Raw genomic sequence first — 22,158 nt, 5'->3', positions numbered from 1 at the left:
GGAGCACTGGATCGCCCGGTCGAGCCGGGCGATGACACCGAGTGAATGGCGAGCGCGTTCCACAATCTATTCCGCCGCCGCCGCAAAGCGGCTGTTCTCGAGCTCCGCCTCCAGCCGCGCTTTCTCGGCCGCCGCCAACTTGATATTGGCTTCCTTGACGTGGCCGAAGCCGCGGATCGTTTCGGGCACGCGCGCGAGCCGCGCCAGCAACGGGATCTGCTCCGCCCTCAGCCCGGGCATGCGCTGATCGATCATCGCAAAGTAATCCTCGACCAGCTTCCGCTCGGCCCGACGCTCCTCGGTGCGGCCGAACGGATCAAACGCGCCGCCGCGCAGGAATTTCAATTTTGCAAGAACGCGGAAGGCGTGGACCATCCAGCCGCCGAACTCCTGCTTCTGAAGTCGCCCAGTCACCTTGTCGCGCTTTGCGAAGATCGGCGGTGCGAGGTGGTATTTCAGCGTGAAGTCGCCATCGAACTTTTCCGACACCTTCTTCGCAAAACTGCCGTCGGTGTAGAGCCGCGCGACCTCGTACTCGTCCTTGTAGGACATCAGCTTGAACAGGTTCTTGGCGACGGCCTCGGTCAGCTCCATGGACGCGGGCGAGGCGGCGGCTTCCGCCTTGCGCACCTTGGCGATGGCCGCCAGATAGCGATCGGCATAGGCCTTGTCCTGATAGCCGGTCAAAAACTCCGCGCGTGTTGCGATGATGTCATCGAGCGATTTTGTCGGTGCGGACGCCCGGTTCTTGAACTGGAGCACGCTGCGCACCCGCGACATGTCGTGGGCGGCGAGGCGGCCCCAGGTGAAGGCGAGCTTGTTCATCTCGATCGCTGCGCCGTTGATCTCGATGGCGCGGAGCAGGGCCTCCAGCGACAGCGGGATCGCGCCCTTCTGGAAGGCGAAGCCGAGCATGAAGGGATTGGTCGCGATGCTGTCGCCCATCAGCGCCGCGGCAATGCCGGTGGCGTCGATGATGTCGAGGTTCTTGTCGCCGACGGCATCGCGCAGCACGGTCTGCATCGTGCCCATCTCGAAATCGAGATCGGGGTTTTGCACGAAGCTCGCGGTCGGCTGCAGGTCGGCGTTGATATAGGCCTTGGTCACGCCGCGCTCGGCGCGGCTCAGCGCAGTCGGGCCGGCTGAGACGATCATGTCGCAGCCGAGGATGACGTCGGCGCCGCCGGTGGTGATGCGGACGGCGGAAATATCTTCCGGCTTCGGCGCGATGCGCACATGGCTCATGACCGCGCCGTTCTTTTGCGACAGGCCGGTGAAGTCCAGCGCCGAGCAGCCGCGGCCGTCGACATGGGCGGCCATGCCGAGCAGCGCGCCGATGGTGATGACGCCGGTGCCGCCGATGCCGGTGACGAGGATGTTGTAGGGGCCGTCCAGCTCACGCGCGGGCGGCAGCGGGAGATCGGCGAACAATTGCCCGGAATCGACCGCCGAGGTCTTCATTCGCTTCAGCGTGCCGCCATGCACGGTGACAAAGCTCGGGCAAAATCCCTCGACGCAGGAAAAGTCCTTGTTGCAGTTGGACTGGTCGATCTGGCGCTTGCGGCCGAACTCGGTCTCCAGCGGTTGCACCGAGACGCAGTTGGAGGCCAGCGAGCAATCGCCGCAGCCTTCGCACACGAGCTCGTTGATGAAGGCGCGCTTGGCCGGATCGGGATAGAGCCCGCGCTTGCGGCGGCGGCGCTTCTCTGCCGCGCAGGTCTGGTCGTAGATGATGGCGGTGAGACCCTTGATGTCGCGCAGCTCGCGCTGCACGGCATCGAGCTCGCGGCGGTGATGGATGGTCGCCCCTTGCGGGAAGTAGTTGCCGTCGGGGTACTTGCTGGGATCGTCCGAGACGATCGCGAGCCGCTTGACGCCCTCGGCCCAGACCTGATGCGCGATCTGCGCGACATTGAAGGCGCCTTCGGCCGGCTGGCCGCCGGTCATCGCGACGGCGTCGTTGTAGAGGATCTTGTAGGTGATGTTGATGCCGGCGGCCGACGCGGCGCGAAGGGCAAGGAGTCCGGAATGCGTGTAGGTGCCGTCGCCGAGATTCTGGAAAATGTGCTTCTCGTTGGTGAAGGGCGACTGGCCGATCCAGTTCACGCCCTCGGCGCCCATATGCGAGATCAGGTCGGTGCGACGTGTCGGCATGCTCAGGGCCATGCCGTGGCAGCCGATGCCGGCCATGGCGCGGCTGCCCTCCGGCACGCGCGTCGAGGAATTGTGCGGGCAGCCCGAACAGAAGAATGGCGTACGCGCGAGCTTGATCTGCGAGCTTGATGTGACGGGATTGTCGAACGCCTCGAGCCGGGCGAGCCGCTGCTCCAGCACGGGGCTGTGATGGCCGAGCTTGCGCAAGCGGTTTACCAGCGCGCCCGCGACGATGGTGGGCGTCAGCTCGCCTTCGCTCGGCAGCAGCGGCGTGCCGTTTTCGTCGCGCTTTCCGGTGACGATGGGACGCTTCGATGCATCCACATTGTAGAGGATGCGCATCAGCTGGTCTTCGATGAAGCCGCGCTTCTCCTCGACCACCAGCACATCCTGAAGGCCTTCGGCGAAGCGCCTTGCCCCGCTTTCCTCCAGCGGCCAGGTCAGCGCGACCTTGTAGATGCGCAAGCCCAGATCCTGCGCGTCCTTGTCAGTAATGCCGAGGTCGGCGAGCGCCTGGCGCAGATCGAGATAGGCCTTGCCGGTTGCGACGATGCCGAGCCGGGCCGGCCTGGAATCGAGCACGATGCGGTCGAGCCGGTTGGCGCGGGCAAAGGCCTGCACCGCTGCCATCTTCGGGCCGAACAGGCGCTTCTCCGCCTCCAGCGGCGGATCGGGCCAGCGGATGTTGAGGCCGCCGGGCGGCATCTCGAAATCATCGGGAAGCACGATCTTGATGCGTTCAGGATCGCTGTAGATGGAGGCCGAGCTTTCGACCGTCTCGCTGATCGCCTTGAAGCCGACCCAGCAGCCGGAGAAGCGCGACAGTGCAAAGCCGTAGAGACCGAGATCGAGATAGTCCTGCAGCGTCGCGGGATTGATCACGGGGATCAGCGCCGCTGCGAACACCTGCTCGCTCTGATGCGCCAGCGTCGAGGACTGGCAGCCATGATCGTCGCCGGCGAGCGCGAGCACGCCGCCGTTGAGCGAGGTTCCGGCCGCGTTGGCATGCTTGAGCGCGTCGACCGAGCGGTCGACGCCGGGACCCTTGCCGTACCAGATGCCGAACACGCCATCGACCTTGGCGCCCGGAAACAGGCCGACCTGCTGGCTGCCCCAGACCGCGGTTGCAGCCAAATCCTCGTTCAGGCCGGGGACGAAGGCGATGTCGTGCTGCTGCAGGTGCGACTTCGCGCGCCACAGCGCGTGGTCGTACATGCCGAGCGGGGAACCGCGATAGCCCGAGATAAAGCCGCCCGTGTTGAGTCCCTGGAGCCGGTCGCGTTCGCGCTGCAACATGGGAAGGCGGACCAGGGCCTGCGTGCCGGACAGGAAGATCCGCTTCGATTCGAGCCGGTATTTGTCATCCAGCTCGACCTGCATCAGCGTCATTTCAGAAATCCTCGTGTCTCGTTCGGCGGGGGTTGCGCTGCGGGAGGGGTGCGGCTGCGCGACGCGAATTGTGACAGTCAAAAGCATGGGGCCGCGAAGTCAATATCGCTGGCCGCATCCGTGGCGCTCCTGCTAGTCATGGCTTGCAGTGGAGAGCACCATGGCTGCAAACGCATTCGACACCGAGATCACCGAGACGGCCGAGGCCCTGACCGGGCCGTGGCGTCAGCCGCGCCAGATGCTGCAGGCGCAAACCTACGACGCGCACGCCTCGATCCATGACGACACGACCGCGCAAAAGCTCGGCTTCAAGGGCGGCACCATCGAGGGCCCGACCCATTTCAGCCAGTTCGCTCCGCTCGGCGCGCGGCTGTGGGGACACGCCTGGTTCGAGACCGGCTGCCTCTCCGCGCATTACCGCAGCGTCTGCTACGAAGGCGAGGAGGTGCAGGCGATCCTGTCGAAGCCGTTGCCGGGGACGAGCCAGTGCCAGATCCAGATGGTGAAGCGCGATGGCACGGAGGTGCTGCGCGGCACGGCCTCGCTCGGTGAGCCGCACGCTCAGACTGCACTCGAAGCGCGTCTTACCGAGCTCAAGCCGTTGACCGATCCCGTGATCCTGCGCGACGTGAAGGTGGCGCAGACGAGCCAGCGGCAGGCGGTACGGATGGCGTTCGACCAGAATATGGGCGACCTCTATCCGTTTTCGCTGCGGCAGAAGCTCGCTGTCATCACCGAGAATTCGCCTTATTACTCGACCGCCGATAATCCGTGGCGCAGGCCCATCATTCCGATGGAGATGTTGAGCGTCCTGTTCCAGTACCGCTCCAAGGAGGATCCCCTGCCGGCGAAGGGCCCGGCGGTCGGCCTGTTCGCCGATCAGGAAATCAGGCTGGTGAAGGGCCCGCTCTTCGTCGACGAAGAGTACGAGGTCGAGCGCGAGGTGGTCGCGCTGTCCGGCAGCCGCCGAACCGAGAGCGCCTGGGTGAAGACGCGCGTGTTCGACAAGGCGGGCACGATGGTCGCGACCATGCTGCTCAACATGGCGACGCTGAAGGATTCGTATGCGCCATATGAGAATGAGTATCGGCAGCTGTATGGGGCTGGGCGGTAGTGTTCGCACTTCGCCTCTCCCTCGCGTGCCGGAGCGGCCGGCATTTGCGAGAGCAAATTCCGGGTGAGGGGAGTCTCCGCGAGTTCAACGCTCACCGATTTTGCGGAAGCAGCCCCTCACCCCAACCCTCTTCCCGTGAGAACGGGGAGAGGGAGACGAGAGAGCGTCGCCCAGGATTGACAGCGAAGGAGGGCGCCGCTTACCCGCTCATCCTTTAAGCAAATGCGCGTCGCAAAGCCGTCGCACAGGGAATAAGCAGACCTCGATCGCCGGCGTAACCTTCTGACTACGCAACGATTTCCTTTGCGACCTGCTCGTCTCCGCAATTGTACACAATGGCACGGCGCTTGCAGAACTCTCCGGAAAGAGAGTTCTCGCGGGGGCGTCATGTTGAACTCAAGCAAGTCGACAAAGGGCGTCATCATCGCCGAGCCCGAGCCGATCAAGCTCGACTGGGCGAGCACCGCGCTCCTCATCATCGACATGCAGCGCGACTTCATGGAGCCCGGCGGCTTCGGCGAGACGCTGGGGAACGACGTCAGCCAGCTCGCGCGTGCGGTAAAGCCGATCGGCGCGGTGCTGAAGGCGGCGCGCGAGAGCGGCATGCTGGTGATCCACACTCGCGAGGGCCATCTGCCTGATCTGTCCGATGCGCCGCCGGCAAAGGTCGAGCGCGGTGCACCGTCGTTACGCATCGGCGATCCCGGCCCGATGGGCCGCATCCTCATCCGCGGCGAGGCTGGCCACGACATCATCCCGCAGCTCTATCCGCTCGACAGCGAGGTCGTGATCGATAAGCCCGGCAAGGGCGCGTTCTACGCCACCGAGCTCAGCGAGGTGCTGGAGAAATACGGCATCGAGAATTTGCTGGTGTGCGGCGTCACCACCGAAGTGTGCGTCAACACCACCGTGCGCGAAGCCAATGACCGCGGCTATCGCTGCGTCGTCATCTCCGACGGCTGCGCGTCCTACTTCCCCGAGTTTCACGAGATGGGCCTGAAGATGATCAAGGCCCAGGGCGGCATCTTCGGCTGGGTCGCGGATTCAGCCGCAGTCCTGGAGGCAATGAAAATTTCGACCACATAGGGGTAGTATCATGAGCACATTGACGGGGACGGCCGGCAAGTCCAGCTTCAAGCCGGCACTATGGACATCGGGCGATTGGAACGCGTTTTTCGGCTTCGGCACCAACATCCTCGTCAACATGCTGGTGCTCACGGGCCTGCTCCGCTTCGTCTTGAAGATGCCCGATAGTCTCGTGTTCGGCCGCATCCTGCCCGCGCTCGGGCTGATGATGTGCCTGTCGACCTTCTATTACGCGTATCTCGCCTATCGCCTGGCGCAGAAGACCGGCCGCAGCGACGTCTGCGCGCTGCCCTCGGGCGTCAGCGTGCCGCACATGTTCATCGTCACCTTCGTGATCATGCTGCCGATCACGCTGAAGACCGGCGATCCGCTGAAGGGCTGGTCGGCCGGACTCGTTTGGGTGTTCTTCCAAAGTTTTATTCTTATGATCGGTGGCTTCATTGCCCCATTCATCCGAAAAATCACGCCGCGTGCGGCGCTGCTCGGCACGCTTGCCGGCGTATCGGTTACGTTCATCTCGATGCGGCCGGCGCTCGAAATGTACATGACGCCGCAGATCGGTCTGGTCTGCTTCGCCATCATCCTGGTGAGCTGGTTCGGTGGCGTGAAGTATTGGCGCGGCATTCCCGCGGGCCTCGTCGCTATCGCGGCCGGCATGATCATCGCCTGGGGCTCCAACCTGTTCGGGCTCGGCCTTGGCGGATTGAGCATCGCGGGTGTTGGAGCCGCTTTCGCGAACTTCGGCTTCTCGGTGCCGATCCCGGCCGTTGGCTACGTTTTCTCGGGCTTCGAATTCCTCGGCATCATCCTGGTCACCGCCATTCCGTTCGGCATCTACGATCTCGTCGAGGCCATGGACAATGTCGAGAGCGCGGAAGCGGCTGGCGACGAATATCCGACCACACGCGTGCTGACCGCCGACGGCGTCGTCAGCCTGATCGGCTGCCTGATGGGCAATCCTTTCATCAACGCAGTCTATATCGGCCATCCCGGCTGGAAGGCGATGGGCGGCCGCATCGGCTATTCGGCTGCGACCGGCATCATGGTCGTGGTGCTGGCCTGGTTCGGCATCATCTCGGTGCTGCTGGCGCTGGTGCCTGTCGTCGCGATCTCGCCGATCCTGCTCTATATCGGCATGCTCATCGGCGCGCAGGCGTTCCAGACCACGCCAGTCAAGCACGCGCCCGCGATCGTGCTGGCGCTGACGCCGCATCTTGCGGCCTGGGCCAAGCTCCAGATCGACACCATGCTCGGGTCAACCATGACGGCTGCGGCGACCGTCGGAGGAATGGCCGCCGACAAGGCCGACGCGGTCAAGGCTGCCGCGATCGCGGCGCTGCCGCAGCAGGGCGTGTTCTATCACGGCCTGGAGGTGATGGGCGGCGGCTCCATCCTCGGCGGCCTCATCCTGGGCGCGATCGGTGTCTTCATCATCGAGCGCGATTTCGAAAAGGCCTCCGCCTTCGCGCTGGCCGGTGCCATCATGACCTATTTCGGCTTCATGCACGGCGAAGCCGTCGGCATCGGCGGCGGGTTTGGCGTGACACCGGCGGTCGCGCTCGCCTATGCCGTGATGTCGGCCGGCCTGTTCGCGGCCAGCAAGCTCGGCACCGGCGAGCACTACGCCGCACATCCGGAGATGCACGCCGCGCCGGCGGAGTAGAGCGTCGCGATCGTTGCGGGCGGCCGGGCGATGCCCCGGCCGCTCTCGTTCAAGGCCGCACGGCCGGCGCCTCGATCGGCAGGCCGCCCGCCCGCGACATCAAATAGAGCTCGAGCGCGACCAGCTCGGGCGAGCCGTAATCATAGGCCTGGGCGCGGACGCCGGTCATGCAGCTGCGCAAGCGACGCTCCAGAGATCCGAGCGTCTGCCATTCCAGACGGTAGAGCGGATAGCCGGTCGGCTGTCCCTGTGTGATCGGTGAGCCAGCGAGACGCTTGTCGAAATTGTCGTCGTGGCAATTGGTGCAGGCGAGGTTGAGCTGACCCTCGCGCTGCATGAAGAGATCGCGGCCCTGCACAACGAAGGGCTTGAGTTGCGGATCGTCGCCCGCGGTGATCGCGATGCCGCGGGACTGGTGGGCGATGAAGGCGGACAGTGCCAGCAGGTCCCGGCTCTCGTAAGGCAGCACTGTTGCCTGCTGATGATTGGCGCGGCAGAGGTTGATGCGCTGGTCCAGCGTGACGGGACGGCCAAGCCTCTTGTCGAAGGCGGGATAGCGTGCCGCGACGCCTTTCATGCTGCTGCGCGCATTGCCATGGCAATCGGCGCAGGCCTTGTCGGCGCTGCCGGTCTTATTGCCCCCCACAGCGCCTCGCCGTCGAGCACGAACAGCATGCCGGGATTGGCGGTATCGTCATCTTGCATGGCGCGGGTATCAGGACCCATGAAGGTGTAGCCGGACCGGCGCGCATCGGGCGGGATCTCACCGGCGCGCAGGGCAGGGACCGTGACGAGCAGTATCGCCGCCGCTATCGCGCGCCAAAATCTCATTCGACGGTGATCGATGCCGATGCGGTGGACGAATAGCCGTTGTCGCCGATCCATTCGAACTCGAACTTGCCACTCTCCTTCACGACGGTGAAGAAGGACAGATACGGATTGGCGGCGATCGCCGGAAACAGGTCGGCGCGAAAGACTTCGGCGCCGTTGTAGCGGCACGTAAAACTCGTGATGATGTCGCGCGGCACCAGCGCGCCGTCGACGGTGTGGCGGAAGCCGGTTTCCATGATGTGCGAGGTCAGCGTGCGGATCTCGATGATGTCGCCGCGTTTGGCCCTTGCAGGAACGTTGATGAGCGCGGCCATCAGTTCAACTCCTCGGTGCAGGCAGCCAGCGTCACGACGACGTCCGCGGCAATCTGCCAGAACGTGTCGTCCGAGAAGCGCGCGATCGCGACCACCTTCTGGGTATCGGCGAGGCGGATCCTCGTCGAGACTTGGGCGCGGCCGGAGGAGGGGTTGAGATAGAAATTGCCGATGTTCGGCTGCGGGTTCTTCTCGTTGAAGACATGGATGCTCTTGACGTAGTCGGTCGCCGTCATCGGGCTTGCGACGCTCACCGTCATCGGCACGGTGTTGCCGTTCTCGACCAGCGGCGGAATGTCGAGCTTGACCTTGCCAGCGCGAATTGGTGCCTCGCCGACGACGTTGCGGATCGCGGCGCTGAGCATCGCTGGCGTTGCCTCGAGCGGTCGCAACGTGAGGATCGGGATCGTCCCGGCGACCGTGACGCTTCCGGCAAGGCTGAAAAATTGTCGTCGCGTGGTCGGCATGAAGCTAGTCCCGAAGCGTTGCAAGAAAGGCCACGATGTCCTCGATCTCCGCAGCCGACAAGATCGGCTTGCCGGCGAAATTGCGCCCGACTCGGACGAGGCCATCGTTGCGATAATAGGACGGCATGATGGTCTGCGGGTTGAAACGCGCGGCATCGACCAGTCGAAGCCGCAACTGGCTCGCCGTCCAGCGGTTCCCGGCGCCTGAGAGATCAGGCGCGAGGTCGCCCTGGAAGCGCGTTTCCGGGAACGGGCCGGAATGGCAGAGAATGCAGGTCGTCGTGCGCGCCAGCACCAGCGCGCGCCCGCGCGCGGCATCGCCGGGAGTGCCGGTGAGGGATTGTGGAATGCCGTCGCCGACGATCTGGTAGGAGGTGAGCTCTTCGGCTTGGGAAGGCACGGCCAGGCTCGTCACGACCATTGCTGAAATCGCAAGCGCTCGATGAAGGAACCAGGATCGTCGCGAACTCAGCTTACCTCTTCCGCTTGCGGGATAGGTCGCCGCGCAGCGGCGGGTGAGGGGTCTTTCCTCCTGGGGGTTCTCGCGGGCGGAGACACCTTCTCCCCAACTCGCCCCCGCAGGCGGGGGAGGGGGCACACTTTGTTCGTGGCGACAGGCTCGCTCTATCATTGCTCTAGCCAAAGGTGTCCGCCGTGATGGTTTGAAACCAGCGCTCGGCCTCCGCCGCTTCACGGCCGCGCAGCTCGCGCGGCGCAACGACCGGGCTCGTCGTGCCGCCTTCGACCTCGGCGAAGATGTCGCCCCTGGGCTGATAGTTGCCGGCGAGCGAGAAGCCGTAGCCAGGTGCGACGGTGTTGTAGCAGACGCCGGTCAGCCGCGGCGTCTCCGGCGCGTGACCTGCGAGCAGGGCCACGATCGCAGCGGCGCAGGCCTTGCCCTGCGCGCTCGCGGCCGATGCCGATTTGGGGATGCCGCCGCCGAGGCAGGCGTCGCCGATGACATGGATGTTCTTGACGAGCTTTGACTGGAAGGTGACAGGATCGATCGGGCACCAGCCGGTCGCATCTGTCGCGCCTGCGATCTCGGCAATGCGGCCGGCGCGCTGCGGCGGGATGACGTTGGCGACATCGGGCGTATAGTTGCCGAACTCGGTGACGATGGTTTTGGTTGCGGCATCGATCGAGGTCACCCGGCCGCCTTGCGACAGCGCGATGCGCTCGATCATGTCGCCGTAAAGCTCCTTCCACGCCTTCTCGAACAGGCGCTGCTGCGAGAAGTTGTCCTTGGCGTCGAGGACCAGCACTTTCGAGCGCGGCTTCTTCGTCTTCAGATAGTGCGCGATCAGGCTGGCGCGCTCGTAGGGCGCCGGCGGACACCGCGAGGGATTGGCGGGGACCGCGATGGCAACCGTGCCGCCGTCCTCCATCGCCTCGAGTTGGCGGCGCAGCAGCAGCGTCTGTGCGCCGGCTTTCCAGGCATGTGGCATCTTTTCCGATGTGGCCTCGTCGTAGCCGGGCAGGGCCTCGAAATGGAAGTCGATGCCGGGCGAGAGCACGAGGCGGTCGTAGGGCAGCGCGACGCCATCTGCCGTCATGACCCTGCGCTGCTGCGCTTCGATCGAGGTCACGGCCTGGCCGATCACGATGACGCCGTCGGCCGCGAGCTTATCGTAGCCGAACTGCTGCGCGTCGATCTCGCGCAGGCCCGCGATCACCTCGTTGCTGAGGGGGCAGGAGATGAAGACCGCATTGGGTTCGATCAGGATGATCTGCAAGTCTGCTTGCGCGCGCTTCAGCGCGCGGGCGCAGGCCGCACCGCCGAAACCGCCGCCGACCACGACGATGCGCGCCGTGGATTGCGCGCGCGAGATCGATGGCCGCGCCAGCGTCGCGGCCGCCATGGTGATGCCGAACACGGCATTGCGCCGTGTCACCGGGCGCGTGGTCATCAGGGGCATCTGCAAAAGGACTGCGGCGGCACTCTCGCGTCGCCGCAGCATGCTACTTTAAGCGAAGGTGATGTTCTGGTCGCGCAGCGGGAACGAGCGGACTCGCCTGCCCGTCGCGGCGAAATAGGCGTTGAGCACCGCCGGAGCCGCAACGCCGATAGTCGGCTCGCCGACGCCGCCCCAGAACCCGCCGCTCGGCACCATCACCGATTCCACCTTCGGCATCTCGTTGATACGCATCGAATTGTAGGTGTCGAAGTTGGTTTGCTCGATCTTGCCGTCCTTGACGGTGCAGCCGCCATAGAACAGGGCGGAGAGGCCGTAGACGAAGGAGCCCGCGATCTGCCGCTCGACCTGCGCCGGATTGACGATGTAGCCGGGGTCGGTGGAGGCGACGATGCGATGCACCTTGATCTTGCTGCCGTCGGTCACCGAGATCTCGGCTGCGCCGGCGACATAGCTGCCATAGCCCATCACCTGCGCGATGCCGCGATAGACGCCCTGCGGCGCTGGCGTGCTCCAGCCGATCTTCTCGGCGACCGCATTGAGCACCGCCAGATGCTTGGGGTGATTGCCCATCAGCTTGCGACGGAATTCGAGCGGGTCCTGGCCTGCGGCCTGGGCCAGCTCGTCCATGAAGCATTCCATGTAGATCGCGTTGTGATTGACGTTGACGCCGCGCCAGAAGCCGGGCGGAACGTGCGGATTGCGCATCGCATGCTCGATCAACAGGTTCGGCACCGAATAGCCGAACGCGGCCTCGCCGGATTGGGCGACCCCTTGGAACGCAACGGGGTCCATGCCGTTCTGCAGCGCCTCAGGACGCAGCGAGAACAGGATCGACTGGCCGGAGAGGCGGTAGTGCAGCGCGACCAGATTGTTGTTGGCGTCGAACGCGCCGGTCATCTTGCACTGGGTGATCGGGTGATACCGGCCGTGCGCCATGTCCTCTTCGCGCGACCAAAGCAGCTTGATCGGCGTGCCCGGCATCTGCTTGGCGACCAAGACCGCCTGACGGACATAGTCGGTCTGGCCGCGCCGGCCGAAGCCGCCGCCGGGCATCACCTTGTGCACGTCGCACTTCTCCGCCGGCAGGCCGGAGGCCTCCAGCACGGCTGCGAAGGCCGCTTCACCGTTCTGCGTGCCGCACCAGACCTCGCACTTGTCCGGCGTGTAGAGCGCGGTGGCGTTCATTGGCTCCATGGTGGCGTGGTTCTGGTAGGGATAGGAGTAGACGGCCTCGACCTTCTTGGCGGCGCCGGCGATCGCGGCCTTGGCGTCGCCGTTCTTGTTGCCGACATAGGCCGGCTGGTCGTCGTTCAGGCCTTCGGCCAGCCACTTCGCAATGGACTCGCTGGAGACCTTGGCGTTCTCGCCTTCGTCCCAGACGATCGGCAGCGCTTCCAGGGCGGTCTTGGCGTGCCACCAGGTGTCGGCCACGACCGCGACCGCGGTATCGCCGACCTTGACGACCTTCTTGACGCCTTTCATCCCGGTGATCTTGGCCTCGTCGTAGCTCTTCAGCTTGCCGCCGAACACCGGGCAGTCCTTGATGGCGGCATTGAGCATGCCCGGCAGCTTGACGTCGATGCCGTAGATCATGCTGCCGGTGGTCTTGTCGGCGGTGTCGAGCCGCTTCACGCCCTTGCCGACCAGCCTCCAGTCCTTGGGCTCCTTCAGCTTGACGTCGGCCGGCGGCGTCAGCCTGGCCGCAGCTTCGGCGACCTTGCCGTAGGTCGTGGTCCTGCCTGACGGCGTATGGGTGATCACGCCGTTGGCGACGGTGCATTCGGAGGCCGGCACTTTCCACGCATTGGCGGCGGCCTCGATCAGCATCACGCGCGCGGTGGCGCCGCCCTTGCGGACATAGTCCTGCGACGAGCGGATGCCGCGGCTGCCGCCGGTCGAGAAATCGCCCCAGACGCGCTTGCGGGCGACGCTCTGGCCCGGCGTCGGATATTCGGTGGTGACCTTGGTCCAGTCGCATTCGAGCTCCTCGGCGACGAGCTGGGCGAGGCCCGTCAGCGAGCCCTGGCCCATCTCGGAGCGGGCGATGCGAATCACGACGGTGTCGTCGGGCCGGACCACGACCCAGGCGTTGACCTCCGGCGAGCCGTCGGCCGCGCGCACCACGGCGGGGCCGCCGAACGGGAGATCGAGGCCGATTGCGAGGCCGGCGCCGACAGCGGCGGTGCCGATGACGAAGGCACGGCGGTTCATCTTGGGAGAGACGTGCTTGTTCATGGGGCGGCTCCTCTACGCGCTTGCGATCGTGTGGATCGCCTCGCGCACCTGCTGGAAGGTGCCGCAGCGGCAGATATTGGTAATGGCCTCGTCGATGTCGGCGTCGGTCGGCTTCGGCTTCTCGTTCAGCAGCGCGGCGACAGCCATGATCATGCCGCTCTGGCAATAGCCGCATTGCGGTACGTCCTGGGCGATCCAGGCTTCCTGCACCTTGTGCAGCGTGGCGCCGGAGGCGAGCCCTTCAATCGTGGTGATCTTCTTACCCTCGGCCTCGGCGACAGAGATCCCGCAGGAGCGCATCGTCACGCCGTCGAGGTGGACGGTGCAGGCGCCGCATTGCGCAATGCCGCAGCCGTATTTGGTGCCGGTCAGGCCGGCATTCTCGCGAATCGCCCAGAGCAGCGGCGTATCCGGCTCGACGTCGAGCGTGAAGGTTTTTCCGTTGATTGTTAGGTTTGCCATCGCAGTCCCCTGATTGGGTCCAATCCACCGATTGGGCTCAGGGGTTCAATTTGTCCGCCAAATTGGAACTCTTCAAATCAAGAGTCCGAGGGGCAGCTATCGAAGATTCTCGCGGCTGCGGGAAGATTGGGGCACCCGCGGTGTTTTGCCTCGCCCCGGCCGCGCGGGGCTGCGCGACCTTTCCCGGCGCGTCAGGCCCCGGCTTGAGGCGACGTCCGCGGGTTCCCGCGCATGGCGCAGGCCACACTTTGTCCCTTTTGCCGGGGTGCAAGTCGCCGGCGCTTTGGTACACTGCGCCGACGCAAAAGGAGTTCCATGAACGTGCCGAGTCCCTGCAACGTACTGATGCTCTACCCGCTGTTCTCGGCAGAGTCCTTCTGGACCTTCGGTGAATCCTGCAAAGTGATGGGCGTCAAGCGCCCGGCCGCCCCCTTGGGCCTGATCACCGTTGCCGCGATGCTGCCCGAGAGCTGGACGGTCCGGCTGATCGATTGCAACACGGCGCCCTTCGGGGAGGAGGATCTCGCCTGGGCCGACGTCGTGTTCACCGGCGGAATGTTGCCCCAGCAGGCCGACACGTTGCGCCTGATCGAGCTGTGCCGCGCGGCCGGCAAGCCGGTCGTGGTCGGCGGACCAGATCCCACCTCGAGCCCCCACATCTACGAGCGGGCCGATTTCCGGGTGCTCGGCGAGGCGGAGAGCGTCATGGACGAGTTCATCGCGGCCTGGGAGAGTGGCGCGCGGTCCGGCGTTTTCACCGCACCGAAGTTCCAGGCCGACGTCACCAAGACGCCGGTGCCGCGTTTCGACCTGCTCAAGTTCGAGGACTATCTTTATCTCGGTGTGCAATATTCGCGCGGTTGCCCCTTCACCTGCGAGTTCTGCGACATCATCGAGCTCTACGGACGCGTGCCGCGGACCAAGACGATCGAGCAGATGTTCGTCGAGCTCGAGACGCTCTACAACATGGGCTATCGGGGCCATCTGGATTTCGTCGACGACAATTTCATCGGCAACAAGAAGTCGCTGCGGCAGTTCCTGCCGAAGCTCGCCGAATGGCAGCGCACGCACGGCTATCCCTTCGAATTCTCCACGGAAGCCTCCGTCAACCTCGCCGACGATCCGGAGCTCTTGGAGCTGATGGGTGCGGCGAATTTCTTCGGCATCTTCGTCGGCATCGAAAGTCCGGACCCGGCGACGCTGGTCGCGATGCGCAAGAAGCAGAACACGCGGCGCAACATCGCCGAAAGCATCCACAAGATCTACGCCGCCGGGATGCTCGTCACCGCGGGCTTCATCGTCGGCTTCGACAACGAGAAGGTCTCGATGGCGGAGTCGATGATCGACTTCATCGAGGAGGCGGCGATTCCCGTGGCCATGGTCGGCCTGCTCTATGCCTTGCCCAACACGCAGCTCACGCGCCGGCTGGAGCGCGAAGGCCGGCTGCATTCGGGCCATGACGTGGCGCCGACAATCGGCGCCGATCAGTGTACGGCCGGCATCAACTTCGATCCGGTCCGCCCGCTGCGGGACATCCTGATGGACTACAAGCGGGTGCTGGAGCACATCTACAGCCCGGCCGCCTATGCAGCACGCGTCGACCGCCTGATGACGCTGCTCGACCGATCCAGGCAGCGTTCCGAGCTTGCCGAAGGTGATATCCGCTCCAAGCTCGGGGCCATGGAGACCGTGCACAAGGTGGTCTCCGTCCTTCCGGAGGCGCGGGGGCCGCTCTGGCAAACCTTCATGAACTGCGCCAAGCGCGACACGTCATCGGCGCGCATCGCCGTGCAGATGATCGCGGCCTATGCACATCTCGGACCGTACTCGCGCAAGGTCATCGCGGCCATCGACGAGCGCCTGGCTGCGCTGGACAACGAGACCGTCGCTCCGGTGGCCGTCGGCGTGACGGCGGCCTGACGGCTTACTTCACCGCGAGCCGCAAGAAGCTCATCACGCTGCCGAGCGCGGCAAAGCCCGCGCCGAGGGCCAGCGCCAGCGTCGCGCCGTTGTGGCCAGCAAGTGCGAAGCAGGCGGCGGCGAGCGCTGCGCCGGTCGTCTGTCCGGTCAGGCGCGCGGTCGCGACGATGCCGGAGGCGCTGCCGCTGCGGTGGGGCGGCGCGCTTCCCATCAGCGCCTTCATGTTCGGCGCCTGGAAGAAGCCAAAGCCCATGCCGCAGATCACGATGCGCCAGACGATGTCAGGGATGCTTGGGCTCGCCGGAAGCAGCGCGAGCAGCGCCATGCCGATGCCGAGCAGCACGAGGCCGATGCCGCCCAGCAGGCCCACCGGATGGCGGTCCGACAGGCGCCCCGCAATAGGCGCCATGATGCCGACCACCAGCGGCCAGGGCGTCATGAAGAAGCCGGTCTCGACCTGCGAACGTCCCAGCACGTCCTCGAAATAGAACGGCAGCGAGACGAAGGCGAGGCCCTGCACGGCGAAGGAGCAGACGGCCGTCGCCGCCGACAGCGCGAATATCGGCCGGCCGAACAGGTCGATCGGCAGCATCGGCGCCGGGTGATCGGCATGGCGGCGGGTCAGGATGAAGCCGAGCGCGAGGGCCGCGATCAGCTCGATGCCGACGACAACCGGCGACAGATTGTGTGCGGCGCTGCCGACGCCGGTGATGAACAGGCCGAGGCAGGCGGCGGCGAGGAGTGCGCCGAGGAAGTCGAAGCCGTGATCGGCCCGCGGCGTCTTCGGCAGCATCGCAAAGCCGATGCCGGTCGCAACCAGGCCGAACGGGATGTTGACGGCGAACAGCCACGGCCATGGGCCGACCGCGAGAATGGCGGAGGCGATCGACGGGCCGAAGGTGAAGGCGGTCGCGACCACCAGCGCGTTGTGGCCGAAGCCGCGGCCCTGCATCCGTGCGGGATAGACGAAGCGCACCAGCGCCGTGTTGACGCTCATGATGCCGCTGGCCCCGAGTCCCTGCAGCGCGCGCGCGACCAGAAGGCTGTCCAGCGACCACGCCACCGCGCAGAACAGCGAGGCGATGGTGAACAGGATCAGGCCGCCGAGATAGATGCGCTGGTGCCCGACGATCTCGCCGAGCGCCCCGAGCGGCAGCAGGGTTGCCACCAGCGCGATCTGGTAGACGTTAACGACCCAGACCGCCTGCTCCGGCGTGACGTGCAGATCGGCGGCAATAGCAGGCAGGGCGATGTTGGCGATCGCGGTGTCGAGCGAGGCCATCGCCAGCGCGGTGAAGATCGCGGCGATCGCCCAGCGCCGCTGCACGACTGGAAGTCCGTCGGCAATGGGATGGTCGGGCTCGCGCGCGACGGCGGGTAACGTGATTGTCATTGCGTTTCGCGCGTGGCTCCGACGGCGTGGCCATAGGGGACTTTGGCATGTACTACGCCGAAGGCCGCTTCCACAGGCATATGCTTGCATGCTGTGTATGCGCGAAGGTGAGGCGATGTCGCCTCGCGCCGGCGTATGATCGCGCCGTGACTGCAATGACAGGGAAACGTCATGCACATCGTCGTTCTGCCGGGTGACGGCATCGGACCTGAGATCACATCCGCGACTTCAGGCGTGCTGCGCGCGGCCTCCGAGCGCTTCCTTCTCGATCTGCGGCTCGAGGAGCACGCCGTCGGCCATGCCAGCCTGAAGCTGTCAGGCACGACCGTGCGCCCCGAGCTGCTCGACATCGTCCGCGCCGCCGATGGCCTGATCCTGGGGCCGACCGCGACTTTCGACTTCAAGGACGAGGCGCATGGCGAGATCAATCCGTCCCGGCATTTCCGCAAGAGCCTCGATCTCTACGCCAACGTCAGGCCGGCGCGCACCTATGCCGGGCGGCCCGGCCGCATCGGTGATTTCGACCTCGTCGTGGTGCGCGAGAACACCGAAGGGTTTTACGCCGACCGCAACATGGAGCAGGGCAATGGCGAGATGCTGGTCACGCCTGACGTCGCGATCTCACTGCGCCGGATCACGCGCCTCTGCTGCGAGCGCATCGCGCACGCCGCCTGCCGCCTCGCGATGAAGCGGCGCAAGCATCTCACCATCGTGCACAAGGCCAATGTGCTCAAGATCGGCGACGGCATGTTCCTCGACATCTGCCGCGCGGCGGCGAAGACCTATCCGGGCCTCGAAGTCGACGACATCCTGGTCGACGCCATGATGGCGCATGTGGTGCGGAGCCCCGATCGTTTCGACGTCATCGTCTCCAGCAACATGTTCGGCGACATCCTCTCCGATCTCACTGCGGAGCTCTCCGGCAGCCTCGGCCTCGGCGGCTCGCTCAACGTCGGCGACCGCTATGCCATGGCGCAGGCCGCGCACGGCTCGGCGCCCGATATCGCGGGGCAGGACGTCGCCAACCCGGTCTCGCTGATTCTGTCGACCGCGCTGCTGCTGGCCTGGCACGGCGAGAGGAGCGGTGCGGTCCGCTATGAGGAAGCGGCGCGCGCGATCGAGGCCGCGGTGGCCAAGGCGCTTCGCGAGGGCAGGGCGACGCGCGACGTCGGCGGCAGGCTCGGCACGATCGCGGCAGGCGCTGCGATCGCGGAGATCCTGCAGGCGGAGTGAGGGGCTTCTTCGCGTTTTTTATTGGGGCTCAAAAGAAAAAATCGAAAACAACCCCATGCACAGTAGACGGCGCCCTTGATCGCAAGAGATTTTTCGAGCCGCGCTGCGACGACGTGTGTGACCCCGATCACGTTGACACGTCGGGCAAAACACCGGCAGGATGTCATGCTGGCGACGGTGGTGTCAGCGGCCCAACAGGCGCGATGGATGAGCCGCGCTGCGGCCCTGCCGTAACGGGGAGAGGCCGTGCAGGCACCCGAGCGTCAGAGACGACATCGATCAGGATGTCCGGCGGAATTTGGCGGACCGCCTGTAATCTGCTTCACACGCAACCACGCCCCGACAGGTTAGACGAAGTCAGGCCTCGCCTTCGCGCGGCCTCCTCGGAGCTGGCGATGATGGCTGCACTGGCACAGGCAATATCCCGCGCCACGAGAGTGAAGGTCGACGTCGAGACTCTCAAGCTGCTCGTTATCTTCTCCGGAGCGGGCTTGCTGCTGTCAATCGTGGTCGCGATGATCTGCAGAAGGGCTCTGCTCGCGGCCTTGATCTGACCGGTGAGCATGTCGCCGTCCACCGTCTCGCCCGGCAGGCACCGCTCAGGTGAAGAAGTCGCGCAACTTGTCCACCACAAGCCCCGGCGCCTCCTCTGGCAGATAATGGCCGCAGGGGAGACTCTCACCGCGCACATCCACGGCCTTTTCACGCCATGTCTCGCGCACGTCGTAGGTTGATCCCACGACACCCTTTTCACGCCACAGCACGAGCAGGGGGCAACCGATCCGCTGCATCGAATCCGCCTCGTCGTGGACCAGATCGATGCCGGCGGCCGCCCGGTAGTCTTCACAGACGGCGTGCAGGGTCTCGCGGGTATAACACCGGCGGTATTCCTCGAAGGCGATCGGATCGATCGCTCCGGGCGTCTTGTTCTGCTTGTTAATGTGCGCCTGAAGATAGAATTCGAGATTGTTGCCGATGAGGGTTTCGGGAAGCGGTGCCGGTTGGCTCAGGAAGAACCACCACATGTAACGCATGGCGAATTCCTTGGTCACCTTTGCGTACATCGTCGCCGTCGGCGCAATATCGAGCACGGCAGCCTTGGTAGCGACCGCGGGATGATCGAGCAACAACCGATGCAGGACGCGGCCGCCGCGATCGTGGCCGGCAGCATGGAAGCGATCGAAGCCGAGCGAACGCATCACCTCGACCTGATCGCGCGCCATTTCGCGCTTGGAATAGTTGATGCTGTCCTTGCCGCCGTCGGGTTTGCTGGAATCGCCGTAGCCGCGCAGGTCGGTGAGGACGACCGTAAAGCGCTCGGCGAGCTTGGGAGCAACCTTGTGCCAGCAGACCGCCGTTTGAGGATGACCGTGGAGCAGCAAGAGTGGCGCTCCTTCGCCCTTCACCAGGGCATTGATCTCCGCGCCACTCGTCCTGATGCGGCTGCGGCGAAAGCCCGGCAGCAATTTCTCGATCTGATCGCCAGCCACTGCAGTCTTCTCCTCAGCGAGAGCAGGCGACGTCAGCATCGTCGAACCCACCGCGGTCGAAGTCGCGGCCGCAAGCGACACGAAACGGCGGCGGGTCAAGCCTGCATCGGATGCGTCGGATGGACGCCCTGCCTGATCTTTGTCGGACATCGAAATATTATCTGTCATTGAGCGCTTCCCCGGCATTTCGCCGTCCGAAACAATGCCGGCCGTGCTGCCGAAAATCCAATGTCAGGTCAAAATATGATTATGCAGGCTCTGCATAAGCGGTCGTGGACCGAGGCATGAAGCTCGACTTTCCAGACCCAGATTCCGGATCCGCAGGGGTGGTAGAGCGTAGCGAAACCCAACATGCGCCATGCCGGATGCCATCGATGAGTTTCGCTGTGCTCTACCCGTCCTATAGGCTGCACTCCGATGCTCCCCCGGCACCGTTGAGCCAGATCAACACTCCCTCCGTTCCCCCGCGGACCTTCCCTCAGCGCATCCATGGGAAAGGACGGCCGACATGCAGATTCTGCTTAGGGAGATCCGGGACACGCCTTTGCTCTGGATGCTGGCGTTCGTGCCCATCGTGCTGGTAGCCGAGGCGGTCGCCCCGCATTCCCACACGCTGCTGTTCGTGCTGGCGGTGCTTGCGATCGTGCCGCTGGCGGCGCTGCTCAGCCACGCTACGGAGGCGGTTGCCGCCAAGACCGGCGATGCCGTGGGCGGACTGCTCAATGCCACGCTCGGCAATCTGACCGAGCTGATCATCGCCATCGCGGCGCTGCGCGCAGGCCAGTACATGCTGGTGAAGGCCTCGATCGCGGGCGCGATCGTCACCAATGCGGTGTTCATGCTGGGAGCCTGCCTGCTGCTCGGCGGACTGCGCTACCGTGTGCAGGAGTACAACCGCGCCGGCGCGCGGCTCTCGTCCGGCCTGCTGCTGATGGCCACCGTCGCCCTGCTGGCGCCTTCGGCGGTCGCCGATATCGAGCATCTGCCGCAAGGCGGGGGCATCCTGAACAAGCTCAGCCTCGGCATATCGATCCTGCTCATTTTGGCTTACGGGCTCGGTCTGTTGTTCTCGCTCGGGACCCACAAAGAATTGTTCGCAAGCGCCGATCACGGCGATGACAATGAGGCGCACTGGCCGATCGGCGTAGCCGTCGGCACCTTGCTGGTCGTCACCGTGCTGGTCGCGCTGGTCAGTGAAATCTTCGTGGAATCGGTGCAGAAGGCGGCGGAAACTTTTGGGATGAGCCCGGCCTTCGTCGGCTTCATCGTCGTCTCGCTGGTCGGCGCCGCCGCGGAATTTGCGGTGGCCTTCGGCGCGGCGCGCAAGGACCGGCTCGACATGGCCGTCAGCATTGCGCTTGGCAGCGCCTCGCAGATCGCGCTGTTCGTTGGCCCCGCGCTGGTGCTGCTCAGTTACGTCGTGGGGCCGAAGCCGATGGACCTGCAGTTCTGGCCGGGCGCCGTCACCATGGTGATGATCGCAACTGTTACGTCCGCCTTCGTCACCGCGAGCGGCCGCTCGGCATGGTTCGTTGGCGCCCTGATGATGCTGATTTATGCGGTGTTCGCGCTGACGCTCTATGTCGTCCCGCCGGCGGGCCAGGGATGACGTGCGCAGGATGGGGAGAGCACTTGCGAAAACCCATCGCGTTTCAGGTTGGAAGGCGGTCGATGGGTTTCGCTGCGCGCGACCTGGTCGTACGGGTTAGTAGGCCCAGTAGCTGCCGGAGGGCGCGCAATAGTCGCCGCCATAGCCATAGTCACCGCCATAGCCGTAAAACGCTGCGGGTGGGTAGCTGTAGCCGTAGCTGTAGGCGGGATAGCCGCCATAGTAACCGCCATAGCCGCCGTAATAGGCGCTCCGCGCAATCGCGCCGCCGACAACGGCGCCGGCGACGCCGTAACCGAGGCCGCGATATCCGTAGCCGCGATAGCCCCAGCCTCCGCGATAACCCCAACCACCGCGGTAGCCCCAGCCGACCCCGCGATAGCCGTAGCCGCCGCGCCAGCCGCCGAGCCATCGCACTTCGGTCGTGGTCTGATCAACGATCGATTTCATCGCCGACAGATGTGTGGGCATCGGTCCGGCCTGGGCGGCCGTGCCGAGAAGCAGGGTGCTTGCCGCCGCGACCGTGAGGCGACACAGGGGTTTCGAGGAGGTCATGATCGATCATCTCCTTGGCTATGGGCGGCGCTTCTGCGCGGCCATCGACAGCTATTCCGGAATGGCATTGTCGTGGCAAGCTTGATCTGGATCAAGCATCCGGCGTCACGCGCCGGGTGTGCGGGCCGCCTCACGCCGGCGAGTCCAGCGCCTTCAGTTCGTCTGCCGCCGCGATGATCGCATTGCGGATCGTCAAGAAATACTCCGCATCGATCCGGGAGGCGAGCCAGTCCAACTGTCCCCTGTAGCCGTGCTCGTTCCGTCCGTCCTTAAGGTTGACTGGTGAGGTTAATATCGTCGTCCATTTGTCGATCCGCATTGGAC

General features: G+C 65.0%; 18 protein-coding genes and 1 pseudogene. 7 read left to right on the top strand and 12 right to left on the bottom strand.

Annotated elements, in window-relative coordinates:
• Window positions 1-66: 66 nt before the first annotated feature.
• Complete coding sequence (locus ACVWY3_RS19410) at window positions 67-3,543, bottom strand: indolepyruvate ferredoxin oxidoreductase family protein (protein ID WP_456839909.1); 3,477 nt, start codon at window positions 3,541-3,543, stop codon at window positions 67-69.
• A gap of 160 nt (window positions 3,544-3,703) precedes the next feature.
• Between ACVWY3_RS19410 and ACVWY3_RS19405 the strand changes: the two genes are divergently transcribed.
• From ACVWY3_RS19405 to ACVWY3_RS19395, 3 genes are all read left to right on the top strand, one after another.
• Complete coding sequence (locus ACVWY3_RS19405) at window positions 3,704-4,657, top strand: hypothetical protein (protein WP_456839908.1); 954 nt, start codon at window positions 3,704-3,706, stop codon at window positions 4,655-4,657.
• Between the two features lie 387 nt (window positions 4,658-5,044).
• Entirely contained in the window at window positions 5,045-5,743 is a 699-nt protein-coding gene (locus tag ACVWY3_RS19400) for a cysteine hydrolase family protein (RefSeq protein WP_456839907.1), read from the top strand.
• 10 nt (window positions 5,744-5,753) lie between these two features.
• Entirely contained in the window at window positions 5,754-7,406 is a 1,653-nt protein-coding gene (locus ACVWY3_RS19395; protein ID WP_456839906.1) for a regulator, read from the top strand.
• A 49-nt stretch (window positions 7,407-7,455) separates the two neighbouring features.
• On the opposite strand, the pseudogene soxA reads toward ACVWY3_RS19395, so the two are convergent.
• From soxA to ACVWY3_RS19360, 7 genes and pseudogenes are all read right to left on the bottom strand, one after another.
• Window positions 7,456-8,237: pseudogene (soxA, locus tag ACVWY3_RS19390) on the bottom strand (sulfur oxidation c-type cytochrome SoxA).
• Window positions 8,234-8,551 carry a thiosulfate oxidation carrier complex protein SoxZ gene (gene soxZ / locus ACVWY3_RS19385; RefSeq protein WP_456839905.1) on the bottom strand — a complete coding sequence of 106 codons (318 nt, stop codon included), beginning with the start codon at window positions 8,549-8,551 and terminating at the stop codon, window positions 8,234-8,236. The pseudogene soxA and the gene soxZ overlap by 4 nt, the downstream one beginning before the upstream one ends.
• Window positions 8,551-9,018: a SoxY-related AACIE arm protein gene (locus ACVWY3_RS19380; protein ID WP_456839904.1), complete on the bottom strand. Its 468-nt coding sequence runs from the start codon at window positions 9,016-9,018 to the stop codon at window positions 8,551-8,553. Before ACVWY3_RS19380 ends, soxZ begins: the two co-directional genes overlap by 1 nt.
• Window positions 9,019-9,022: 4 nt before the next feature.
• On the bottom strand, window positions 9,023-9,439 hold the full coding sequence (gene soxX, locus ACVWY3_RS19375) for a sulfur oxidation c-type cytochrome SoxX (protein ID WP_456839903.1): 417 nt from the start codon (window positions 9,437-9,439) through the stop codon (window positions 9,023-9,025).
• A 214-nt stretch (window positions 9,440-9,653) separates the two neighbouring features.
• On the bottom strand, window positions 9,654-10,937 hold the full coding sequence (locus ACVWY3_RS19370; RefSeq protein ID WP_456839902.1) for an FCSD flavin-binding domain-containing protein: 1,284 nt from the start codon (window positions 10,935-10,937) through the stop codon (window positions 9,654-9,656).
• Window positions 10,938-10,985: 48 nt separating this feature from the next.
• A complete protein-coding gene (locus ACVWY3_RS19365) occupies window positions 10,986-13,172 on the bottom strand; it encodes a molybdopterin cofactor-binding domain-containing protein (RefSeq protein WP_456839901.1) in 2,187 nt (728 codons plus the stop codon).
• Between the two features lie 12 nt (window positions 13,173-13,184).
• Window positions 13,185-13,634, bottom strand: a complete 450-nt coding sequence (locus ACVWY3_RS19360; RefSeq protein ID WP_456839900.1) for a (2Fe-2S)-binding protein — start codon at window positions 13,632-13,634, stop codon at window positions 13,185-13,187.
• 315 nt (window positions 13,635-13,949) lie between these two features.
• Between ACVWY3_RS19360 and ACVWY3_RS19355 the strand changes: the two genes are divergently transcribed.
• Window positions 13,950-15,554 carry a B12-binding domain-containing radical SAM protein gene (locus ACVWY3_RS19355; RefSeq protein ID WP_456839899.1) on the top strand — a complete coding sequence of 535 codons (1,605 nt, stop codon included), beginning with the start codon at window positions 13,950-13,952 and terminating at the stop codon, window positions 15,552-15,554.
• 4 nt (window positions 15,555-15,558) lie between these two features.
• On the opposite strand, the gene ACVWY3_RS19350 is transcribed toward ACVWY3_RS19355, so the two are convergent.
• Entirely contained in the window at window positions 15,559-16,947 is a 1,389-nt protein-coding gene (locus tag ACVWY3_RS19350; RefSeq protein ID WP_456839898.1) for an MFS transporter, read from the bottom strand.
• 171 nt (window positions 16,948-17,118) lie between these two features.
• Here ACVWY3_RS19350 and ACVWY3_RS19345 point away from each other — a divergent pair, with 171 nt between their 5' ends.
• Window positions 17,119-18,180 (top strand): isocitrate/isopropylmalate dehydrogenase family protein, encoded by a 1,062-nt coding sequence (locus ACVWY3_RS19345; RefSeq protein WP_456839897.1) that lies wholly within the window; start codon window positions 17,119-17,121, stop codon window positions 18,178-18,180.
• A 395-nt stretch (window positions 18,181-18,575) separates the two neighbouring features.
• On the top strand, window positions 18,576-18,734 hold the full coding sequence (locus tag ACVWY3_RS19340; protein ID WP_456839896.1) for a hypothetical protein: 159 nt from the start codon (window positions 18,576-18,578) through the stop codon (window positions 18,732-18,734).
• Window positions 18,735-18,779: 45 nt separating this feature from the next.
• On the opposite strand, the gene ACVWY3_RS19335 is transcribed toward ACVWY3_RS19340, so the two are convergent.
• The gene (locus ACVWY3_RS19335) at window positions 18,780-19,838 is read right to left on the bottom strand and encodes an alpha/beta fold hydrolase (RefSeq protein ID WP_456839895.1); all 1,059 of its coding nucleotides are present in this window, start codon (window positions 19,836-19,838) and stop codon (window positions 18,780-18,782) included.
• A gap of 340 nt (window positions 19,839-20,178) precedes the next feature.
• On the opposite strand from ACVWY3_RS19335, the gene cax reads away from it, so the two are divergent.
• Window positions 20,179-21,279, top strand: coding sequence for a calcium/proton exchanger (gene cax / locus ACVWY3_RS19330; protein ID WP_456839894.1), 1,101 nt, complete (start codon window positions 20,179-20,181; stop codon window positions 21,277-21,279).
• A 96-nt stretch (window positions 21,280-21,375) separates the two neighbouring features.
• Here cax and ACVWY3_RS19325 read toward each other — a convergent pair whose 3' ends face one another.
• Window positions 21,376-21,834, bottom strand: coding sequence for a hypothetical protein (locus tag ACVWY3_RS19325; protein WP_456839893.1), 459 nt, complete (start codon window positions 21,832-21,834; stop codon window positions 21,376-21,378).
• A gap of 130 nt (window positions 21,835-21,964) precedes the next feature.
• A complete protein-coding gene (locus tag ACVWY3_RS19320; protein WP_456839892.1) occupies window positions 21,965-22,153 on the bottom strand; it encodes a hypothetical protein in 189 nt (62 codons plus the stop codon).
• Window positions 22,154-22,158: the final 5 nt, after the last annotated feature.

The sequence above is a fragment of the Bradyrhizobium sp. USDA 4486 genome (assembly GCF_054057995.1).
The sequence above is the reverse complement of the archived record's forward strand: the minus strand, read 5'-3'. Positions and strand labels throughout refer to the sequence as shown.